The 20,345-nt window shown below is 67.6% G+C and carries 19 protein-coding genes; 12 read left to right on the forward strand and 7 right to left on the reverse strand.

All coding sequences use genetic code 11. The annotated features are described in order from the left end of the window. Positions 1 to 798: a TorF family putative porin gene (locus FOB72_RS13300; protein ID WP_150372944.1), complete on the reverse strand. Its 798-nt coding sequence runs from the start codon at positions 796 to 798 to the stop codon at positions 1 to 3. 520 nt (positions 799 to 1,318) lie between these two features. On the opposite strand from FOB72_RS13300, the gene FOB72_RS13305 reads away from it, so the two are divergent. Both FOB72_RS13305 and FOB72_RS13310 read left to right on the forward strand, forming a co-directional pair. After that, the gene (locus FOB72_RS13305; protein WP_150372945.1) at positions 1,319 to 1,588 is read left to right on the forward strand and encodes an accessory factor UbiK family protein; all 270 of its coding nucleotides are present in this window, start codon (positions 1,319 to 1,321) and stop codon (positions 1,586 to 1,588) included. A 120-nt stretch (positions 1,589 to 1,708) separates the two neighbouring features. Beyond that, the gene (locus FOB72_RS13310) at positions 1,709 to 3,247 is read left to right on the forward strand and encodes a YifB family Mg chelatase-like AAA ATPase (protein WP_150372946.1); all 1,539 of its coding nucleotides are present in this window, start codon (positions 1,709 to 1,711) and stop codon (positions 3,245 to 3,247) included. Between the two features lie 263 nt (positions 3,248 to 3,510). Here FOB72_RS13310 and FOB72_RS13315 read toward each other — a convergent pair whose 3' ends face one another. Then, positions 3,511 to 4,152: a LysE family transporter gene (locus tag FOB72_RS13315; protein WP_150372947.1), complete on the reverse strand. Its 642-nt coding sequence runs from the start codon at positions 4,150 to 4,152 to the stop codon at positions 3,511 to 3,513. 26 nt (positions 4,153 to 4,178) lie between these two features. Further along, the gene (locus tag FOB72_RS13320) at positions 4,179 to 4,748 is read right to left on the reverse strand and encodes a hypothetical protein (RefSeq protein ID WP_150372948.1); all 570 of its coding nucleotides are present in this window, start codon (positions 4,746 to 4,748) and stop codon (positions 4,179 to 4,181) included. A gap of 163 nt (positions 4,749 to 4,911) precedes the next feature. Between FOB72_RS13320 and FOB72_RS13325 the strand changes: the two genes are divergently transcribed. The 3 genes from FOB72_RS13325 to FOB72_RS13335 all read left to right on the forward strand — a co-directional run bounded on the left by FOB72_RS13325 (position 4,912) and on the right by FOB72_RS13335 (position 8,323). Next, complete coding sequence (locus tag FOB72_RS13325; protein WP_411859797.1) at positions 4,912 to 5,451, forward strand: thioredoxin; 540 nt, start codon at positions 4,912 to 4,914, stop codon at positions 5,449 to 5,451. Between the two features lie 124 nt (positions 5,452 to 5,575). Next, positions 5,576 to 6,100 (forward strand): TlpA disulfide reductase family protein, encoded by a 525-nt coding sequence (locus tag FOB72_RS13330; RefSeq protein WP_150372949.1) that lies wholly within the window; start codon positions 5,576 to 5,578, stop codon positions 6,098 to 6,100. 120 nt (positions 6,101 to 6,220) lie between these two features. Continuing rightward, positions 6,221 to 8,323, forward strand: a complete 2,103-nt coding sequence (locus tag FOB72_RS13335) for an ATP-dependent helicase (RefSeq protein ID WP_150372950.1) — start codon at positions 6,221 to 6,223, stop codon at positions 8,321 to 8,323. Positions 8,324 to 8,333: 10 nt separating this feature from the next. On the opposite strand, the gene FOB72_RS13340 is transcribed toward FOB72_RS13335, so the two are convergent. The 3 genes from FOB72_RS13340 to FOB72_RS13350 all read right to left on the reverse strand — a co-directional run bounded on the left by FOB72_RS13340 (position 8,334) and on the right by FOB72_RS13350 (position 13,179). Then, positions 8,334 to 9,653 carry a sigma-54-dependent transcriptional regulator gene (locus tag FOB72_RS13340; protein WP_150372951.1) on the reverse strand — a complete coding sequence of 440 codons (1,320 nt, stop codon included), beginning with the start codon at positions 9,651 to 9,653 and terminating at the stop codon, positions 8,334 to 8,336. A gap of 15 nt (positions 9,654 to 9,668) precedes the next feature. Then, positions 9,669 to 11,720, reverse strand: coding sequence for an ATP-binding protein (locus FOB72_RS13345; RefSeq protein WP_150372952.1), 2,052 nt, complete (start codon positions 11,718 to 11,720; stop codon positions 9,669 to 9,671). Positions 11,721 to 11,883: 163 nt separating this feature from the next. Continuing rightward, on the reverse strand, positions 11,884 to 13,179 hold the full coding sequence (locus FOB72_RS13350) for a dicarboxylate/amino acid:cation symporter (protein ID WP_150372953.1): 1,296 nt from the start codon (positions 13,177 to 13,179) through the stop codon (positions 11,884 to 11,886). Between the two features lie 397 nt (positions 13,180 to 13,576). Here FOB72_RS13350 and FOB72_RS13355 point away from each other — a divergent pair, with 397 nt between their 5' ends. The 7 genes from FOB72_RS13355 to FOB72_RS13385 all read left to right on the forward strand — a co-directional run bounded on the left by FOB72_RS13355 (position 13,577) and on the right by FOB72_RS13385 (position 19,068). Next, positions 13,577 to 13,894 (forward strand): (2Fe-2S) ferredoxin domain-containing protein, encoded by a 318-nt coding sequence (locus tag FOB72_RS13355; protein WP_109582254.1) that lies wholly within the window; start codon positions 13,577 to 13,579, stop codon positions 13,892 to 13,894. 122 nt (positions 13,895 to 14,016) lie between these two features. Further along, positions 14,017 to 14,670: an alpha/beta hydrolase gene (locus FOB72_RS13360; protein ID WP_150372954.1), complete on the forward strand. Its 654-nt coding sequence runs from the start codon at positions 14,017 to 14,019 to the stop codon at positions 14,668 to 14,670. 35 nt (positions 14,671 to 14,705) lie between these two features. Continuing rightward, entirely contained in the window at positions 14,706 to 15,896 is a 1,191-nt protein-coding gene (locus tag FOB72_RS13365) for a D-alanyl-D-alanine carboxypeptidase family protein (RefSeq protein ID WP_150372955.1), read from the forward strand. A gap of 18 nt (positions 15,897 to 15,914) precedes the next feature. After that, positions 15,915 to 16,241, forward strand: coding sequence for a YbeD family protein (locus tag FOB72_RS13370; protein ID WP_150372956.1), 327 nt, complete (start codon positions 15,915 to 15,917; stop codon positions 16,239 to 16,241). Continuing rightward, positions 16,242 to 17,435, forward strand: a complete 1,194-nt coding sequence (locus FOB72_RS13375) for a class I SAM-dependent rRNA methyltransferase (RefSeq protein WP_150372957.1) — start codon at positions 16,242 to 16,244, stop codon at positions 17,433 to 17,435. A 201-nt stretch (positions 17,436 to 17,636) separates the two neighbouring features. Further along, positions 17,637 to 18,623: an NAD(P)H-dependent flavin oxidoreductase gene (locus tag FOB72_RS13380; protein ID WP_150372958.1), complete on the forward strand. Its 987-nt coding sequence runs from the start codon at positions 17,637 to 17,639 to the stop codon at positions 18,621 to 18,623. Continuing rightward, on the forward strand, positions 18,580 to 19,068 hold the full coding sequence (locus tag FOB72_RS13385) for a YbaN family protein (RefSeq protein ID WP_150372959.1): 489 nt from the start codon (positions 18,580 to 18,582) through the stop codon (positions 19,066 to 19,068). Before FOB72_RS13380 ends, FOB72_RS13385 begins: the two co-directional genes overlap by 44 nt. 6 nt (positions 19,069 to 19,074) lie before the next feature. On the opposite strand, the gene FOB72_RS13390 is transcribed toward FOB72_RS13385, so the two are convergent. After that, the gene (locus FOB72_RS13390) at positions 19,075 to 20,343 is read right to left on the reverse strand and encodes a phenylacetate--CoA ligase family protein (RefSeq protein ID WP_150372960.1); all 1,269 of its coding nucleotides are present in this window, start codon (positions 20,341 to 20,343) and stop codon (positions 19,075 to 19,077) included. Between the last annotated feature and the right edge of the window lie 2 nt (positions 20,344 to 20,345).

Raw genomic sequence — 20,345 nt, forward strand, 5'->3', positions numbered from 1 at the left:
TTAGAAAGTCTTGGTAAGCGATGCCCAGGCCGTGGCCTTGCCGACGTAGCGGCCACGGGTGTTGGTGTAGACCGACTTGTCGGCGTTCGTGTCGATGTACGCGACGGCGACCGAGAAACCCTTGCCCAGGTCCTTCGTCAGGCCGACCTTCCAGTCCGTGTACGACGCATCGCTGAAGTTCTTCACGCCCTGATAGCCCACGTGGGCGTTGAACGTCAGGTCCCAGAAGTTCAGCGGCACGTTTGCCGAGAGATCGACGTAGTAGCTGTTCTTGCTGTCGTCGAAACCGAACAGGTTGGTCACGGCGTGCGAGTACTTCAGGAACACGGGGCCCCAGCCGATGCCGGCGTAGAGTTCCGTGGTGTACGGACGCGTGGTCGTGTAGCCGCCCGGGTAGTAGTATTCGAGCACACCGACGTCGTAGTTGAACTCGAGCTCGGACACCTTGAAGGTGTTCTTGAAGCCCGCGTAGAAGTCCATTTCCACCGGCGCCGACACCGACGAATCGGCGTCCTCGAGCCAGCTGATGCTGGAGTTCCAGTTACCGACGTAGAAGCCGCTGGAATGCGAATAGTCGAAACCACCCTGGATTGCCGGACGACGATTGGTCTGGCTGATACCGCGGTAGCGATAGTCGGTCACCAGTGCCACGTTGGCGGAGAACGTGTGCGGCGACGCTTCCTCGGCGGGCGCTGCGGCGGGAGCCGCGGCATCCGGGGCGCTCTGGGCGAGCGCGGCGGATGCCGCAAGGCTCAACAGGGCCGCACTGACGCTGACTGCGAGGGTCGACTTCTTCATGGGTGATTCCTCCTTTTCCTCAATCTTCATGGGCTCGTGAAGCTACTGTTCTTGAGTTGGCCCCGCTCTGTTACGCGGTGGCTCTTTGGCCTTCACTACTGCAACAGCTGTGCCAGGGTGTCACGCGAACGAAATTTGTCGGCGATTCGGCGGTCAAATGGATAGACATGCGCCGTCAGAACCACTTTTATCGAATTCGATGGGGCCAGTCGTGCTTTCGCGAAAACACGAAAAGATGCGGGCAAACCCTTGTCACGGCTTTCATGGCGGGCGCCGAGGGGCCATAATCCGCGTCATGCGGGGGCAAAAAAGTCGTGTAACCTGCGCGCGGTCGCAAGCAGGTCGCCGATCGGGCGGTCTCTTGTGGGGCACAGGGTCTACCCGGCAAGATCGCCCCAATCGAGTGCATGACCGTGCCGGACCGATCACACTACGCCGCGCGCATGCACAAACAAGGTGCGAGCGTGCGGAACGCGGCGCAAGCCCCACGAACCGTCATCTGTTTTTAAGGAGTTTCGCCATGAAACCGACCGATCTCTTCAACGATCTGCAGAGCAAGGTCAGCGAAGCGCTGCGCAATTCGCCGGCCAAGGACATCGAGAAGAACGTCCGCAGCATGATGAGCCAGGGCTTTGCGCGCCTGGACCTCGTGACGCGCGAGGAATTCGACGTGCAGTCCCAGGTGCTGGCCCGTACGCGCGCGCGCTTAGAGGAACTGGAAGCGCGCGTGACCGAGCTCGAGCGCAAGCTCGGCTCCGGTGCGACCCCGACGGGGACCGGCGGCGTCTGACGCCCGTCCGCACCCCGTCCTACCCGCGCCCACGCGCCGAAGGCCGCCAGCAATGGCGGCCTTCTCGTTTCCGCCCCCCCAAGGAGAGTCGCCCCCCAGCCAACGCCCACCAAACCCTCCATGAGCCTCGCCGTATTGCGCAGCCGCGCGCTCACCGGCATCGACGCGCCGCCGGTATCGGTGGAAATCCACCTGGCCAACGGCCTGCCCGCGTTCCATATCGTCGGACTGGCCGAAACCGAAGTCCGGGAGGCGCGCGAACGTGTGCGGGCCGCCCTGCTCCATTGCGCGTTCGACTTTCCCAGCCGGCGCATCACCGTGAACCTGGCGCCGGCCGATCTGCCGAAGGATTCCGGGCGCTTCGATCTGCCGATCGCGCTCGGCATTCTCGCGGCGAGCGGACAGTTGCCGGCAGACCGCCTCGACGATGTCGAGTTCATTGGCGAGCTGTCGCTGTCCGGGGAACTGCGGCCCGTGCGCGGGGCGCTGGCCATGGCGATGGGCGTCGCGCAAGGGAACGCGCTGCGCGCGCGGTTCGGTTCGGACCCGCGCGCGTTCGTGGTGCCGGCCGGCAATGGCCCGGAGGCCGCCCTGATCGACGGTCTGCGTGTATTGCCGGCCGATACGCTGGCCGAGGTCTGCGCGCATCTGGCTGGCCAGCCGGAACACCAGATCGCCCCGGCGCGCGCGCCGGCACTCGCCGCGCGCCCGGCGGAAGGTCCCGATCTGGTGGATGTACGCGGCCAGTTGCAGGCGCGTCGCGCCATGGAGATTGCCGCGGCTGGCCAGCATTCGGCGCTGCTCGTGGGACCGCCGGGGACCGGCAAATCGATGCTCGCCCAGCGATTCGCGGGGCTGCTGCCGCCGATGACCCACGAGGAGGCGCTGGAGGCTGCGGCGGTTTCGAGCCTGACGGCGGCCGGATTCCAGTCATCGGCGTGGGGCCGCCGGCCGTTCCGCGCGCCGCACCATACGGCCTCGGCGGCGGCGCTCGTGGGCGGCGGCGGCAATCCGCGGCCCGGCGAGATTTCCCTCGCGCATCATGGGGTGCTGTTTCTCGACGAGCTTCCCGAGTTCGAGCGCAGGGTGCTCGAGGTCCTGCGCGAGCCGCTGGAGACGGGCCACATCACGATCTCTCGCGCGACCGCGCATGCGGACTTTCCCGCGCGCTTCCAGTTCATCGCGGCGATGAATCCTTGTCCATGCGGGTATCTCGGTCATGCGTCGCGGCCGTGCCGGTGCACGCCGGACCAGATTCGCCGCTATCAGTCGCGCGTATCCGGTCCGCTGCTGGACCGCATCGACCTGCAGATCGAGGTGCCCGCGCAGCATCACGAAGAGATGCTCGACGGGCCGGTGGGCGAGACCACCGAGGCAGTGCGCGCGCGAGTGATCGTGGCGCGCGAGCGGCAGCTTGCGCGGCAGGGCAAACCGAATGGCGACCTCGGGGGGCGCGAGATCGATGCGCTGTGTCCGCTCGAAGCGGCCGCGCGGGAACTGCTGCGCGCCGCGATGCACAAGCTGGCGTGGTCGGCGCGTGCCTATTTCCGCGTGCTCAAGGTCGCGCGGACCGTCGCCGACCTCGATGGCACGGACACGCTGGCGGTGCGGCATGTGGCGGAAGCGATTCAATACCGGCGGGCGTTGCGGAGCGGGTAGCCATGCCGCTCGGGCGCGTGACCGGTCAGTTCACCACCGGTGGTTCCAGCGGGGGCGGCGGCGGTTCCTCGATCGGAGGCAGGTCGGGTGGGATGCCGGGCGGCGGGGGCATATCCGGCGGGGGCTCGCGGTGGGCGCGGAAAGACACAAGCTGACGGACGGGTTGGCGCATGGGCGCTCCTCGGTTGGGTGCTATCCATTGAAGCAAACCGGAGCAGCGTTCGCCACCCGCGGTTTGCCGCGCCCCTCGTCCCCAGGTGCGATCAGGCGTGGTGGCGGCGCACGAAGAACAGCGCCGTGCCCACCGCCATCAGCACGCTGCCGAAGAAACGGTTCTGCCAGCGCAGCGCGCGGGCGTTGCGGAACAGCCCCTGCATGCGCGAGGCGAGCAGCGCGTAGCCATGCATGACCGTCAGATCGACCGCGCACATCGTCAGGGCCAGGATCGCGAGCTGCATGGCGAGCGGATGCGTCGTGTCGATAAACTGCGGCAGCACGGCGACCATGAACACGATGCCCTTCGGGTTGGTCGCGTTGGTCAGCACGCCCGTGGCGAACCGGCGCTCGCGGCTCATCGTCGGCACGCGCGCGGGGCCGCCGCTGCCGTCGGCCTGCACATCGACGCGCGCGCGCCATTGCTGAACGCCGAGGTAGATCAGGTACACCGCGCCGACGGTCTTGACCACGAGGAAGGCCTGCTCGGACGCGAGCAGCAGCGCACCCAGGCCGCCGCCCGCGATCAGCAGGATCATCACGAGGCCGACCTGCAGCCCCAGAATGGTCGTCGTCGCGCGGCGTACGCCGTAGGACAGGCCATGGCTCATCGACAGGACCGCGCCTGATCCCGGCGAGACCGCAATGACCCAGCATGCCGCGAAATAGGCGACCCAGACTTCCCAACGCATCTTCTGTACTCCGTTGATTTCAGGTTTCAATAAGGATGGAAGCCGGCCAGGAACTGCTCGACCTGCTCGGCCTGCCGTTGATCGCGCGCGGCATCGCCGGCCTCGAGCACCACGGCTTGATAAACGTGCCTGCCCGAGGCCACGAGCCGCGCGGTGAGGCGCCGCGGCGACTGGTCCTGCGGCGAGATACCGGCCACCTGCACCTCCACCGCGTCGAGCGCGATGGCCGGCTGCGCGGCGGTCATGACCTTGACCGCGCGGGTGCGCGCGGGCTCGGGCGCATGCGTCCCGAGATTCGCGGCAAGGCCGGTCTGCATCGATTCGAGGGCCTGCCTGCGCAGCGCGGGATCGTCCTCGGGCAGCGTGACGACGCCGACGGCGAACAGCGTGTCGTCCACGCGCGCGGCCTCCATCGTCATCGGCAGCTTGCGGCCCGCGATCGCCACGTCGCGCGCGGCGCGCGTGGGCTTGGCCGGATAGAGCGCGGCATAGCCGCCCTCGCTCGAGACCGTCGTGCGCCAGTCGTAGCGTGGCGAACAGGCCGACAGGGCCCAGACCATCAGGAGCGGCAGCAGCAGGGACGGAGTGCGTGGCATGCGTTGGGGTGGGGATGGCGGAGGTGGCGTGGACGTGGAGGTGGACGTGGACGTGGACGTGGACGTGGAGATGGCGCGCCAGCGTGTGCGATCCCACAGCGTTCGGCCGCGCAAATCGCTATTATCGGGGAAAGCCTTGTATTGGTGACGTACCGGTGACGCCATGTTTGCCCTCCCCCGCCCCTCGCCTTCCCTGATGGTGCACCTGACCGAGCACCTGACCGCGCGCACGCTTGCCACGGCCGCGCTGTGGACCACGCTGTTGACCGCGCCCCTGGCCCCCGCGGTGGCCTTCGCCGCCACCGGCGACCATCTGCCGTGGATGACCGACGTGCCCGCGCAGACGGCCGCGGCCGGCAAGGCGGGCGAGCCGCTCGTGGTGCTGGTCAGCCTGCCGGGCTGCGTCTACTGCGAGACCGTGCGCCGCAACTATCTGGCGCCGCAGGCTGCCGCCGGGGAAATTCGCGTGCGCGAGATCGATATGACGGCCGATACGCCGCTGCGCGATGCGGACGGCACGATGACCACGGCCCGCGCCTGGGCCCGCGCGCGCCAGATCAACGCGGCGCCGACCGTGCTATTTCTCGACCGCAGCGGACGCTACGCGGCCGCGCCGCTGCGCGGCATGCAGCCCGATTTCTACGGCGCCTACTTCGAGCAGGCACTCGACACGGCGCGCGACAAGGTGGCGGCGGCGCGCTGAGCGCCCATGCGACGGAATGACGCAGCCCCGCCGGGGGGCCGAACGGCGGGCGACGCACGGCCGCGCGCGGCAGTAGAATAGACGCCACTCCGGGCCCCCACCCGTGCCTATATCGGACCGCAACATGTCGACAACCGCTACTTCCGGCAGCAAGCGCCTGCCCATCGCCATCGCCGCCCTGGTCATCGTGGCCGTGCTCGGCTGGTTTGGCTTCCGCGCGCTGTCGCCGGCCAACGCCGCGCCGGCCGCCACGTTCACGCTGCTTTCCGGCGACAAGGTCGGTACCGCGGACCTCAAGGGCAAGGTCTATATCGTCAACTTCTGGGCCACGAGCTGCACGACCTGCGTGAAGGAGATGCCGGACATGGTCCGCACCTACCAGCAGTTCAAGGAAAAGGGCCTGGAATTCGTCGCGGTGGCGATGAACTACGATCCGCCGATGTACGTGATGAACTACGCCAAGACGCGCGAACTGCCATTCAAGGTGGCGATGGACTCCGACGGCACGGCCGCCAAGGCGTTCGGCAACGTGCAGCTCACGCCGACCACGTTCGTCGTGGACAAGAACGGCAAGATTCTCAAGCGCTATGTGGGCGAGCCCGAGTGGGATGCGCTGCACAAGCTGCTGGAAGGCGCGCTGGCGGCCTGAGCGGCGCCGTCCCCGCTGTCGCAAAAAAGGGTGCCGCAAGGCACCTTTTTTGTTGTGCGCTTGATTCCGCATGCTGTATGCATATACAGTGGGCGCCAGCTTTCCTTCCGCCGCCCCGCCGTGTCCATCGAACTTGCCCCCGACATCACTTCCGCGCCCGCGGCGCCGCCCGCCGAGCCGGCTGCTTACCTCACGAAGCTCAATCCCGAGCAGCGCGCGGCCGTGGAGCACGCCAGCGATGCCCCGCTGCTGATCATCGCGGGCGCGGGGTCGGGCAAGACCAATACGCTCGCGCACCGCGTCGCGCATCTGGTGCTCGGCGGCGCCGACCCGCGCCGCATCCTGCTGCTGACGTTCTCGCGCCGCGCGGCGGCCGAGATGGGACGCCGCGTCGAGCGCATCGTCGATCAGGCACTTGGCACGCAGACGGGCGCGGGCCGCGCGGCGCTGCAATGGTCGGGCACGTTCCACGCGATCGGCGCGCGGCTGCTGCGCGAATATGCGGAGACGCTCGGGCTGGCCCAGTCGTTCACGATCAGCGACCGCGGCGATTCCGCGGACCTGATGCACGTGGTGCGGCACGACCTCGGCCTCTCGGAGCAGACCTCGCGCTTTCCGCGCAAGGAGACCTGCCTTGCGATCTACTCGCGCGTGGTCAACACGCAGCTGCCGCTCGAGGTCGTGCTGAAGACGCAGTTCCCCCGCTATGCGATGTGGGCGGAGGCGCTCAACGGCCTGTTCGCGGGCTACGTGGAAGCCAAGCAGAAACAGCAGGTGCTCGATTACGACGACCTGCTGCTGTACTGGGCGCAGGCGATGCAGGAACCGGCCATCGCGCAGGACATGGGCGCGCGCTTCGACCACGTGCTCGTGGACGAGTACCAGGACACCAATGCACTGCAGGCGTCGATCCTGCTTGCGCTCAAACCCGATGGGCGCGGCCTGACCGTGGTCGGCGACGACGCGCAGTCGATCTACGCGTTTCGCGGCGCCACGGTGCGCAATATCCTCGATTTTCCGACGCACTTCACGCCGGCCGCGCATCAGGTCACGCTCTCGCAGAACTATCGGTCGACGCAACCGATCCTGACCGCGGCCAACGCGGTCATCGGCCTCGCGGCCGAACGCTTTACCAAGGACCTGTGGTCGGACCGCGCGTCCGCCGAGAAACCCGGCGTCGTGGTGGTCAACGACGAGGCCGATCAGGCGCGCTTCGTGGTGGAGCAGGTGCTCGCGCGCCGCGAGGCGGGCCTGACGCTGATGTCGCAGGCCGTGCTGTTCCGCGCGGCCGATCACAGCGCGCAGGTCGAGATCGAACTCGCGCGGCGCAATATCCCGTTCGTGAAGTTCGGCGGGTTGAAGTTCCTCGAATCGACGCACGTGAAGGATGTGATGGCCGTGCTGCGGTGGTTCGAGAATCCGCGCGATCGCATGGCCGGGTTCCGCACGCTGCAGTTGTTGCCGGGCGTCGGGCCGAAGACCGCCGGGCGCGTGCTCGACGGCCTGGAAGGCGCGATGGCGCCGCTGGATGCGCTTTCCGCCTTCGAGCCACCGCCCGCCGCCGCGCCGGCGTGGGCCGAGTTGCTGACGCTTGCCGATGCGCTGATGGCACCGGCCTCCGCATGGCCTTCCGCGTTCGAGCAGGTGATCGCATGGTACGAACCGCATCTGGAACGGCTGCACGACGATGCCGCCGCGCGGCAGGCCGATCTGCAGCAGCTCGAACGCATCGCGGCGACCTATGCCTCGCGCGAGCGCTTCCTGACCGAGCTCACGCTCGATCCGCCCAGCGCCTCGAGCGACGAATCGGGGGTGCCCTCGCGCGACGAGGACTATCTGATCCTGTCGACGATCCACTCGGCGAAGGGGCAGGAGTGGAAGGCCGTCTATGTGCTCAACGCGGTGGACGGCTGCATGCCGTCGGACCTCGCGACGGGTACCACGGAGGAGATCGAGGAAGAGCGCCGGCTGCTGTACGTGGCGATGACCCGCGCGAAGGATCACCTCGACGTGATCGTGCCGCAGCGCTTCTATGTGCATCAGCAGGTGGGCTTCGGCGACAAGCACGTGTATGCCTCGCGCACGCGTTTCCTGCCCAATCGCGTGATGACGAATTTCTACAGCCGCTCATGGCCGCCGCCGCCGATGCCCGGCGATGCGCCCGCGAAGGCGCCGCTGCCAAAGATGGATCTGGCGGGGCGCATGCGCGGGATGTGGAAGTGATGACCCGCCGCTACAGCCCGTATCGCTTGATCTTGTCGTAAAGCGTGGCCTTGCCGACCTGCAACAGGTCGGCGGCCTGGCTCACCGCGCCGCCCGTGCGCGCGAGCACGTCGGCGATGACCGCGCGCTCGTAGTGCTCCATGCGCTCGCGCAACGGCTGCGAGTCCTCGTGCGCCTCGGCCTTCGCCTGGTTGCCTTCCGGCACGCCGAGCACGAAGCGGTCTGCCGCGTTGCGCAGCTCGCGCACATTGCCCGGCCATGGCCGCTGCATCAGCGCCTGCCGCTGCATCTCCGACAGGATCGGCGCGGGCCGCTGGTAGCGCACCGCGGCCACGAGCATGAAGTGTTCGAACAGCGGCACGATGTCCTCGCGCCGGTCGCGCAGCGGCGGCAGCGGAATCGTGACGACGTTGAGGCGATAGTAGAGATCCTGCCGAAACACGCCCTGCTCGACCAGCGCTTCCATGTCGCCCTTGGCGGCCGCGACGATGCGGACGTCGATGCGGATCGATGCATTGGACCCGAGCCGCTCCAGCGTGCCTTCCTGCAGCACGCGCAGCAGCTTGACCTGCAGCGCCAGCGGCATGCTCTCGATCTCGTCGAGGAACAGCGTGCCGCCCGACGCGTGTTCGAGCTTGCCGACGCGGCGCTTGCCCGCGCCCGTGAACGCGCCGGCCTCGTGGCCGAACATCTCGCTCTCGAAGATCGACTCGGGGACCGCGCCGCAATTGAGCGCGATAAACGGCGCCTCGCGGCGCGTGGACAGCGCATGCAGGCTGCGCGCGACGAGTTCCTTGCCGGTGCCGGTCTCGCCGTTGATCATGACGGGCACGTCCGTCGCGGCGACGTTGGCGATGAGCCCGCGCACCTGCTCGATGGCCGGCGACCGGCCGATGATGCGCGTGCCCGCCGCGGGCCCGGCGAGTTCGCGGCGCAGCGCGACGTTCTCCAGTTCCAGCGCGCGGCGTTCGAGCGCGCGCCGCACGGTATCGGTCAGGCGGTCCGCGCCGAATGGCTTCTCGATAAAGTCGTAGGCGCCCTCGCGCATCGCCTGCACGGCCATCGTGATGTCGCCGTGCCCCGTGACCAGAATCACGGGCACGCCGGGCGCCGCGTTGCGGCAGTGGTGGAGCAGATCGAGCCCGCTCGCGCCGCCGAGGCGCACGTCGGTGACCAGCACGCCGGGGAAATCGGGCGCGAGGTGCGGCATCGCCGCTTCCGCGGACGGCAGCGCCAGCACGGAGAACCCGGCCAGTTCGAGGCTCTGTGCCGTGGCCTGTCGCACCAGCGGCTCATCCTCGACGAACAGCACTCGCAAACCGTCTTGCATTGTCGTTTCCTGCTTTCAGCTATGGACGGGCTGATGTGCCCGCCGCAATGTCACCACGAATTCCGCGCCCGTGACCCCCGTCATACCCGCCATCCCGGCTCCGCCTTCCACGTTGCGCGCGGCGAGCTGCCCGCCGAACTCGCGCACGATCGACGACGAGATGGCGAGGCCGAGCCCGAGGCCCTGCCCGATCTCCTTGGTCGTGAAGAACGGTTCGAACAGGCGCGGCAGTGCCTCGGCGGCGATACCGCCGCCATTGTCGCGCACGGTCACCGTGACGAGCGACTCGTTCGACCTGACCGTGATATCGATATGGCCCTCGGTATGGTCCGCCGCGCGCGCCGAAGCGATCGCGTCGAGCGCGTTGCCGACGAGGTTCAGCAGCACCTGCTCGAGCTTGAGTTCGTCGGCCCATACGGCAATGTCCTCCGCGCCGGACGCGGCGTCGAGGCCATGCACGGCGATGGCGGTGCCGCCCGTGCGCGGCGCCGTGATCGCGAGCACGTGATCGATCGCGGCGCACACGCGGACCGCATTGCGGCGCGGCCGCGCCTTGCCCGCGAACAGTTTCAGCTGGCCCGTGATCTTGCCCATGCGCTCGGTCAGGTCCGCGATGGCGGACAAGTTGCCGGTGGCCGCATCGAGCTGGCCTCGCTCCAGCAGCACGCGCGTGTTGTCGGAGAACGTGCGCAGCGCGGCCAGCGGCTGGTTGAGTTCGTGCGTGATGCCGGCCGCCATCTGGCCGAGCGCCGCGAGCTTGCTCGCCTGCACGAGTTCGTCCTGCGTCGCGCGCAGCTCCTTCTCCGCGCGCGTGCGTTCGACCACTTCGCCCTCCAGCTGCTCGTTGATCGCCATCAGGTCCGCCGTCCGCGCCTCCACGCGGCGCTCGAGTTCGTCGTAGGCGGCCTCGAGCAGGCGGCGGCTGTACTGCATGTCGCGCGCGCGCTGGCGGCGCTGGCGCAGGTTGACGAGCATCAGGCAGATGCAGGCGTACGCGAGCGCCGCGCCGATGGTCGCGTTGCGCGCGGCGGACAGCACCGGTTCCAGCGGCGCCATGACCTGCATGGTCCATCCGGCCGGGCCCACCGCGCGGCTGACCTCGAGAAAGCGCCCGCGGTCGTCCTCGAGATCGAGGCCCACGCGCTCCGCGATGGCCTCGGCGGCGGGCTTGTCCGCGCCCACGCGCACGAGCCGTGCGCCGTCGGACAGCGTGGTGCCCGCGAGCCAGCGCGTGATGGGCGACCGCAGCGGCTCCAGCGGCAGCGGCGTGACCGCCTTGTCGTGGTACTGGCGCGTGTTGTGAAGCTCGGCCTGCAGGTCTTCCGGCAGCGTTCGCAGCGTACGGTACTGCCATGCGGGCACCGAAGACAGGAAGATGACCCCATGGTCGTCGCTGACCATCAGCGGTTCCGCGCTGCCGCCGCCGGCGCGCTGGAACCATTCGAGATTGAGCTTGACCACGGTCACGCCGATGACCTTGCCGTCGGCCTCCACGGGTTGCGCGATGTAGTAGCCGGGCTCGTCGTTGGTCACGCCGATCGCGTAGAAGCGCCCGACGTCACCGCGCGAGGCGATCTGGAAATAGGGCCGGAACCGGTAGTCGGTGCCGACGAAGCTGCCGGCCTCGCCGTGGTTGCTCGCGGCCAGCGCGATGCCGTTGGCGGCAATCACGTAGGTGGCCGAGGCGTGCGCGCGGCGGTTGACGTCGACGAGGTAAGCATTGGCCGCGTCGATATGGGCACGGTCGCTGGGGTTCTGCAGCAGCCCGCGCACGAACGGATGCAGCGACACGAGCGCGGGCAGGAATTCGTAGCGGTCGAGCGTGCTTTCGAGCGTGGCCGCGTAGCGGTCCGCGCGCGTGGCCGTCGATTGCTGAAGCCCGGCAATGCCGCGCTGCACCGAGACCAGCCATGTGAGCGCGCACAACACCAGCAGGCCGGCCGCGAGCACGGCGGCGAACGCCCACCAGCGCGACATGGCGCCGGGCGTATCCGGCGCATGCGGCGCGGCCCCGTCGCGGGGAGCGGCGGGATCGTGGACTGCCAGGAAGTCGTCGGAATGGGGCATCGGCGCGCGGGGGGAATTCTGCGCCGATGATACCCGCTGGCGGCGAACGCCAGCGGACGGGGAGGATGCGGCCGGACGCGCGCCGGCCGGTCGGTTGACGTCCATGGGGTTGACGTCCGCGGGGTTGACGGCCGCGGCGGCGTGTCGCGCCGCCGGGGACACGTCAGCGGGCGCCCTGACCGGCGTCGGCGAGCCCGACGGTGTCATCTTCGCCACGCAGCACGCGCGTGAGGCGCGCGCGATCGAGTTCGCGTTCCCACGCGGACACGACGACTGTCGCCACACCGTTGCCGATGATGTTGGTCAGCGCGCGGCACTCGCTCATGAAGCGGTCGATACCGAGGATCAGCACCATGCCGGCCACCGGGATGTCCGGCACCACGGCCAGCGTCGCGGCCAGCGTGATGAAGCCCGAGCCGGTCACGCCGCTCGCGCCCTTGGACGTGAGCATGGCCACCGCGAGGATGGTCAGCTGCTGCCACAGCGTCAGGTCGATACCGGTCGCCTGCGCGATGAACACCACGGCCAGCGTCATGTAGATATTGGTGCCGTCCAGGTTGAACGAGTAACCGGTCGGCACGACCAGGCCCACCACCGGCTTGGAGCAGCCGAGGCGTTCCATCTTCTCCATCAGGTGGGGCAACGCGGCTTCCGAGGAGCTCGTGCCCAGCACGATCAGCAGCTCTTCCTTGATATACGCGACGAAGCGGATGATCGAGAAGCCCGTGAAACGCGCGATGGTGCCGAGCACCACGAGCACGAACAGGACGGCCGTGAAGTAGAACGTGCCGATCAGCTTGAGCAACGGCACCAGCGAACCGAGACCGTACTTGCCGATGGTGAAGGCCATCGCGCCGAACGCGCCGATCGGGGCGACCTTCGTGATCACGTGGACGATGTGGAAGAACACCTTCGACACCTGATCCACCATGTCGTGGATGACCTTCGCGCGGTCGCCGACGACGCCGAGCGCCGAGCCGAAGAACAGCGAGACCAGCAGGATCTGCAGGATGTCGCCGTTGGCGAATGCGCTGAAGATCGTGTCCGGAATGATGTGCATCAGGAATTCGACGCTGCTCTGGCCGTGGGCCTTCGACACGTATTGCGAGATCGACTTGGTGTCGAGCGTCGCCGGGTCGATGTTGAAGCCGACGCCGGGCTTGAGCAGGTGCGCGGCGCACAGGCCGATCAGCAGCGCGAACGTCGAGACGATCTCGAAGTACAGCAGCGCCTTGCCGCCGACGCGGCCCACCTTCTTCATGTCGCGCATGCCGGCGATACCGGAGACGACCGTACAGAAGATGATCGGGCCGATGATCATCTTGATGAGCTTGATGAAGGCGTCGCCGAGCGGTTTCATTTCGACAGCGGTACTGGGCCAGAAATGGCCCAGCACGATGCCGACGAAAATCGCGAACAGCACCTGCACGTACAGGATCTTGTAAAAGGGTTTCCTCATGATGTCGTCCTCGGTATTTGACCGTGACGGATGCCGTGGACCGGCAACCGATTTCCGCACGTCTCGGAATTGCGACGCGTCTGGTTGTAACCATTTGCAACGCGCATGCCAGTGCATACATCGCTTGTAACGCATTGATTTTTAAGCGATTTCGGATTGATGGCCGCAAAATCGCTCCAGCTTTCCGGAAATCCGGAATCCGGTCGTCCGGAAATTCGGAAGGAATAGCGATCTATCAGGCACTTACGGCACGGTCAGGTGCGCCGGGGACGTCACGCGCGGCCTCGCGGAAGGGGGAGGCGGGCGGGAGTTTCCGGAAATCCGGGCAGGCCGCGCGGGGGGATGCGGGCGCGCGTGCACGTATAATTGCGAGCTTCACTCGATCGCCCCGCCCCGCATGAGCAGCCACTTCAAACACCACGTCTTCTTCTGCCTCAACCAGCGCGAGAACGGCAAGGCCTGCTGCGCCGACCATAACGCGAAGGCGATGCAGCAGTACGCCAAGAAGCGGTGCAAGGAGCTGGGTATCTCCGGCGAGGGCCGCGTGCGGATCAATCAGGCCGGCTGTCTCGACCGGTGTGAACTCGGACCGGTGCTCGTGGTCTACCCCGAGGCCGTCTGGTACACGTTTGTCGACGAGCAGGATATCGACGAAATCATCGAGAGCCATCTGGTGAACGGCAAGCCCGTCGAGCGCCTGATGGTCGATCGCTGAGTTGCCGATCCCCGCGTTGCCGATCGCTGGATTGCCGATCGCTGTTGTTCCCGAGCGGTTCCCTGTTTTGCATCCCTGAGCCGTCCTGACGTACCGCCTGCCCCGTACTCCTGCCCGCTACCATGAACGCGCACACCGAGGTTCTTTCCATTGCCGGTCCCGTCGGCGCCATCGATATTTCGGTCGACCGCCCGCAGAACGCGCCCGTGCGCGGTCTCGCGCTGGTCTCGCATCCCCATCCGCTGTTCGCGGGCACCAAGGACAACAAGGTCGCGCAGACGCTCGCGCGCACGTTCGTGGCGCTGGGCTACGCGACCGTGCGGCCGAACTTCCGTGGCGTGGGCGGTACCGAGGGCGAGCACGACAAGGGCATCGGCGAGCAGGACGACCAGCTCGCGGTCATCGCGTGGATGCGCCAGCAGACCGCGTGGTCGCCCGACGTGGGCACCCTGCCGGTCGCGCTCGGCGGCTTTTCGTTCGGCAGCTACGTGACCACGCATGTGGCGCGCCGGCTTGCCGAAGCGGGCACGCCCGCGCAGCGCCTCGCGCTGGTCGGCACGGCCACCAGCCGCTGGGAGGTCTGCGATGTGCCGGCCGATACCATCGTGATTCATGGCGAGCTCGACGACACCGTGCCGCTTGCGAGCGTGCTCGACTGGGCACGGCCGCAGGAGTTGCCGGTGATCGTGATTCCGGGCGCCGATCATTTCTTTCATCGAAAGCTGCACCTGATCAAGCAGCTCATCGTCAACGCTTGGGCGACCACGTCTGCCTGACGTCTATTCTTTTTCGATTCTTGGGTAATACAACAATGATGAACAGAGCCATGCCGCACCTCGCGCCAATCGCCGCCGTCGCGCTCGCCGCCACCCTGGCTGCCGCGCCCATGGCCGTGCTCGCGCAGGGCGTGCCGATGCCGCAGGTTGCCGCCAAGTCCTGGATGCTCTACGACGTGACCAGCGGCCAGGCGCTTGCCTCGCAGAACGCCGACATGCGCATCGAGCCCGCGTCGCTGACGAAGCTGATGACCGCATACCTCGCGTTTGCCGCGCTCAAGGAGAAGCGCCTGACGCTCGAGCAAACCGTGGTGCCGACCTCGCTCGTGCTCAAGGTCAAGAGCGACGAGTCGCGCATGTTCATCGAACCGAACAAGCCCGTGAGCGTGCAGGACCTGCTGCTGGGCCTGATCGTGCAGTCGGGCAACGACGCCGCGCTCGCGCTGGCCGAGGCCGTGGGCGGCTCCGAGGAAGGCTTCGTCAAGATGATGAACGACGAGGCGGGCCGCATGGGCCTCAAGGGCACGCACTTCACGAACACCGACGGCATTCCCGACCCGAACCACTACACGACGGCCGTGGATCTGGCCACGCTGACCACGCGCCTGATCAACGACTTCCCCGAGTACTACCCCATGTACTCGCAGAAGGAGTTCACCTATAACAAGATCAAGCAGCCGAACCGCAACCGCCTGCTGTATATCGACCCGACCGTGGATGGCGTGAAGACGGGCCACACGAAGTCCGCCGGCTACTGCCTGATCTCGTCGGCCAAGCGTCCGCTCGCCAACGTGCCGAACGGTTCGCGCCGCCTCGTGTCGATCGTCATCGGCACCGTGAGCGAGCAGACCCGTACCGCGGAAAGCCTGAAGATCCTGAACTACGGCTTCCAGTTCTTCGACACGCTGCGCCTGTACGACAAGGGCCAGGTGCTCGCGACGCCGGACATCTACAAGGGCAAGTCGGGCACCGTGAAGATCGGTGTGGCCAACGAGACGTTCGTGACCGTGCCGAAGGGCACCGGCGGCCGCCTCAAGCCCGTGCTCGAGCGCCAGGAACTGCTGATCGCGCCGATCGCCGCCGGCCAGCAGGTCGGCACCGTCAAGCTGATGGACGGCACCACGAAGGTGGGCGAGTTCCCCGTGGTCGCGCTCGAGGAAGTGCCGGAAGCCGGCTTCTTCGGCCGCCTGTGGGACACGATCCGCTTGTGGTTCAAGCGCAAGTAATCGCTCAAGGATGACGACATGAGTACCGATTCGAACGACGATCCCCAGCAGGACCTCTCCGCCGGCCAGACCGATCCGGTCACCCCGCGCGAGTCGCTGATCGAGTATCCGAGCGACTTCCCGATCAAGGTGATGGGCGCGATGCAGGATGGCTTCGCCGAGACCATCGTGGAAGTCGTGCAGGGCTTCGATCCCGAGTTCCACGCGGGCAAGATGGAAATGCGCCCGTCGCGCAACGGCAACTACCTGGGCCTCACCGTGACGGTGCGGGCGACGAGCCGCGAGCAGCTCGACAACCTGTACCGCGCGCTGAGCTCGCACCCGATGGTCAAGGTGGTGATGTAAGTGAATGTGATCACCCTCAAGCCGGGCAAGGAAAAGTCCCTGCTCCGGCGACATCCGTGGGTCTATGCCACGGGCATCGCGACAACCAGCGGCCGCTGCGAGCCGGGCGCCACGGTGACCATCCGCGCCGCCGACGGCCGCTTTCTCGCACGCGGGGCCTATAGCCCCGAGTCGCAGATCCGCGCGCGCGTATGGACGTTCGACGAGGACGAGCCCGTCGATCACGCGCTGATCAAGCGCCGCGTGGCCGCGGCCATCGCCCATCGCGGGCAGTGGGTGCGCGACACCGACGCCGTGCGCCTCGTGTTCGGCGAATCGGACCGGCTGCCGGGCCTGATCGTCGATTACTACGGCAACGGCGAGCGCGGCCAGCTCGTGTGCCAGTTCAACTCGGCCGGCGTGGAACAGTGGAAGACCGCGATCGTGCAGGCGCTGGTCAAGGAGACCGGCTGCCCGAACCTGTACGAACGCTCGGACGCGGCCGTGCGCGAGCGCGAGGGCCTGCCGCTCGTCACCGGTGTGCTCGCGGGTGCCGAGCCCGATCCCGAACTGTCGGTGACCGAACATGGCGTGCGCTACTACGTGGACGTGCGCAACGGCCACAAGACCGGCTTCTACGTGGACCAGCGCGACAACCGCAAGCTGGTCGGCGATCTTGCGCAAGGCCGCGAGGTCCTGAACTGCTTCTGCTACACGGGCGGTTTCTCGCTGGCCGCGCTGCGTGGCGGCGCGACCGCCGTGACGTCGATCGATTCGTCGGGCGAAGCGCTCAAGATCGCCGCCAACAACGTGACGCTGAACGGCTTCGACGCGGACCGCGCGACGTGGCTGGACGCCGACGTGTTCAAGACGCTGCGGCAGTTCCGCGCCGAGGGCCGCCAGTTCGACCTGATCGTGCTGGACCCGCCGAAGTTCGCGCCGTCGGCGCAGCATATCGACCGGGCCGCGCGCGCGTACAAGGAAATCAACCTCGTCGGCATGCAGCTGCTGCGGCCCGGCGGTCTGCTGTTCACGTACTCGTGCTCGGGCGCGATCAGCATGGAACTGTTCCAGAAGATCGTGGCCGGCGCCGTGACCGACGCGCGCGCCGATGCCCGCATCCTGCGCCGCCTGTCGGCCGGGACCGATCATCCGATGTCGGCCGCGTTCCCGGAAGGCGAATATCTGAAAGGCCTGCTTCTGGAAAAGATCTGAAGGCTGTTGTCTTGGGACGGTAACAATGCCCGCCTATGATGCGTCTCGCGGTGGACGCATTGGCAGGTGCCCCACCGTCTCTTCTTATCAGTCTTCGTGGTAATTGCCCCGCAGGTTAGAACCCTGCGGGGTATTTTTTTGCGCGCGAAACTCCCTATAATCGACCGATCGTCGAACGATCGTTCGCAAAAAGGAGACCTCATGCCCGCCGCCAAGCACCTGCCACCGGCCCTGCAGAACCTGGCCCTGCCCGTCATCGCCTCCCCGATGTTCATCGTGAGCTATCCCGAGCTCGTGCTGGCCCAGTGCAAGGCCGGCATCGTCGGTTCGTTTCCGGCGCTCAACGCGCGCCCCGCGGAACTGCTCGACGAGTGGCTGACGACGATGCAGGAGGAACTGGCCGCGCACGTGGCCGCGAACCCGGGCGCGCGCGTGGGACCGATCGCGGTGAACCAGATCGTGCATGCGTCCAACGCGCGGCTCGAGCACGACGTGAAGGTCTGCGTCGAACACAAGGTGCCCATCTTCATCACGTCGCTGCGCGCGCCGGTCAAGGAGATGATCGATGCCGTCCACAGCTATGGCGGCATCGTGCTGCACGACGTGATCAACCTGCGCCACGCGGAAAAAGCCATCGAGGCCGGTGTCGATGGCCTGATCCTCGTCGCGGCCGGCGCGGGCGGCCACGCGGGCATGCTGTCGCCGTTCGCGCTCGTGGGCGAGGTGCGGCGCATCTTCGACGGCCCGATCGCGCTCTCCGGCTCGATCGCGACCGGCGACGCGGTGCTGGCCGCGCAGGCGATGGGCGCCGATTTCGCGTACGTGGGCACGCGTTTCATCGCATCGCAGGAGGCGCACGCGAGCCCCGAATACAAGCAATCGATCACGCATTCGGCGGCGGCGGATATCATCTACACCAACCTGTTCACCGGCGTGCACGGCAACTATATCCGCGAGAGCATCCTCAACTCGGGGCTGGACCCCGAGAACCTGCCCGTCGCGGACAAGACCAAGATGGATTTCTCGAGCGGCGCTTCGAAGGCCAAGGCATGGAAAGACATCTGGGGAGCAGGTCAGGGCGTGGGCCAGATCCACGATGTGCCAACCGCGGGCGAGATCGTCGCGCGCATGAAGACCGAATACGATGCCGCACGAGCCCGGCTCGCCATCCCGCAGACATCCGCGTAACGGCCCGGAAGACCTGCCGCTCGAGGCCCCGCGGGGCGGTCCGCGCCTCGTGCGCGCCGTCCGCGCGCTCTGGGTCGCGCTGGGCGTCATCAGCCTCGTGCTCGGCATCATCGGCATCTTCCTGCCGCTGCTGCCCACCACACCGTTCGTGCTGCTGGCCGCGGCATGCTTCGCGCGCGGCTCCAGACGCTTTCATACCTGGCTCGTCTCGCATCCGCGCTTCGGGCCGACCATCCTCGACTGGCAGAAGCATCGCGCGATTCCGTGGCGCGCCAAGGTATTCGCGCTCTCGACGATGTGGGTATCGATGGGCACCACCGCGTGGTTCCTGCGCGCGCGGCCCTATGCCTCGCTCACGCTGATCGGCATCGCGCTCGCGGTCAGCATCTGGATGCTGCGGCTGCCCACGCGCGCGCCCGAGGGCGCGTCCGGGCGTCAGTCGTAACGCCAGTCAGTCGTAGCGCCGCGCGTCCTCGATGGTCTTGCCGTCCTGCGGCAGCGATCCGGCCGCGACGAAGGCCACCTCTCCCCGCAGGCGCGTGACCTCCCGCAGCGACTTACCGATGGCCGCCGCCAGCGCCGCGTCCTCGCGCGTGGCATCGCAATGCAGCGTCATGACGTCCGCGCCCACCGTGCCGGTGACCACGAGCCGCGCCGCGCGAATCTCGGGATGGCGCCGCACGACCTCGGCCACCTGCCCCGGATAGACGAACATCCCCTTGACCTTCGTGGTCTGGTCCGCGCGCCCGAGCCAGCCCCTGAGCCGGATATTGGTCCGCCCGCATGGACTGGGCCGCCACGCGGAATCGGCCACGATCGCCGACAGATCGCCGGTACCGAACCGGATCAACGGATAGTCGCCATTGGCCAGTACCGTGACCACGACCTCGCCGATCTCGCCATCGGGCATCGGTCGCGTGCCGCCGGGCTCGACGATCTCCACGAGCACGCCCTCATCGACGACCCAGCCGTCACCGCCATCGGTCTCGTACGCGATGAGCCCCACGTCGGCCGTGCCGTACATCTGTCGCGCCGAAATGCCATGGTCGTGCAGCCACGCGCGCAGCGGCGGCGGGCATGCCTCGCCCGACACCAGCGCCTTGGTCAGGCTCGCGCAGCGCAGGTCCATCTCCGCGCCGCGCTCCAGCAGCAGCTTCAGGAACGATGGGGTGCCCGCGTAGGCGGAGGGCTGCAGGCTGGCCAGTGCCTCCACCTGCGATTCGGTCTGGCCCACGCCCGCCGGAAACACGCAGCAGCCAAGCTGATGCGCGCCGGTCTCCATCATCATGCCGGCGGGCGTGAAGTGGTACGAGAACGTGTTGTAGACGAGCTCGCCCGCGCGGAAGCCCGCGGCGAACATCGCGCGCGCGACGCGCCACCAGTCGCCCGAATGGCCGTCGGGTTCGTGGATCGGCCCCGGGGAGCGGAACAGATGGCGGAGCCCGCCGATCGGCGTGGCATTGAGCCCGCCGAGCGGCGGCGCAAGCTTTTGCCGCGCGGTGAGTTCGGACTTGCGCGTGACGGGCAGCTGGGCGAGCGCCTCGCGCGTGTGGATCGCGCGCGCATCGACGTGTCCGAGAATCTCCGCGAAATAGGTCGCGTGGGACTGCGCGTGTGCGACCTGCCGCGACAATGCGGCAAGCTGCGCCTGCTCGCGCGCTTCCGGCTCGCGCGTCTCCAGCGCGTCGAAGAACGCGCCGGGCGTCTGGGAGGTGTCCATGG

The sequence above is a fragment of the Cupriavidus pauculus genome, assembly GCF_008693385.1.
Taxonomy (GTDB): Bacteria; Pseudomonadota; Gammaproteobacteria; order Burkholderiales; family Burkholderiaceae; genus Cupriavidus; species Cupriavidus pauculus_D.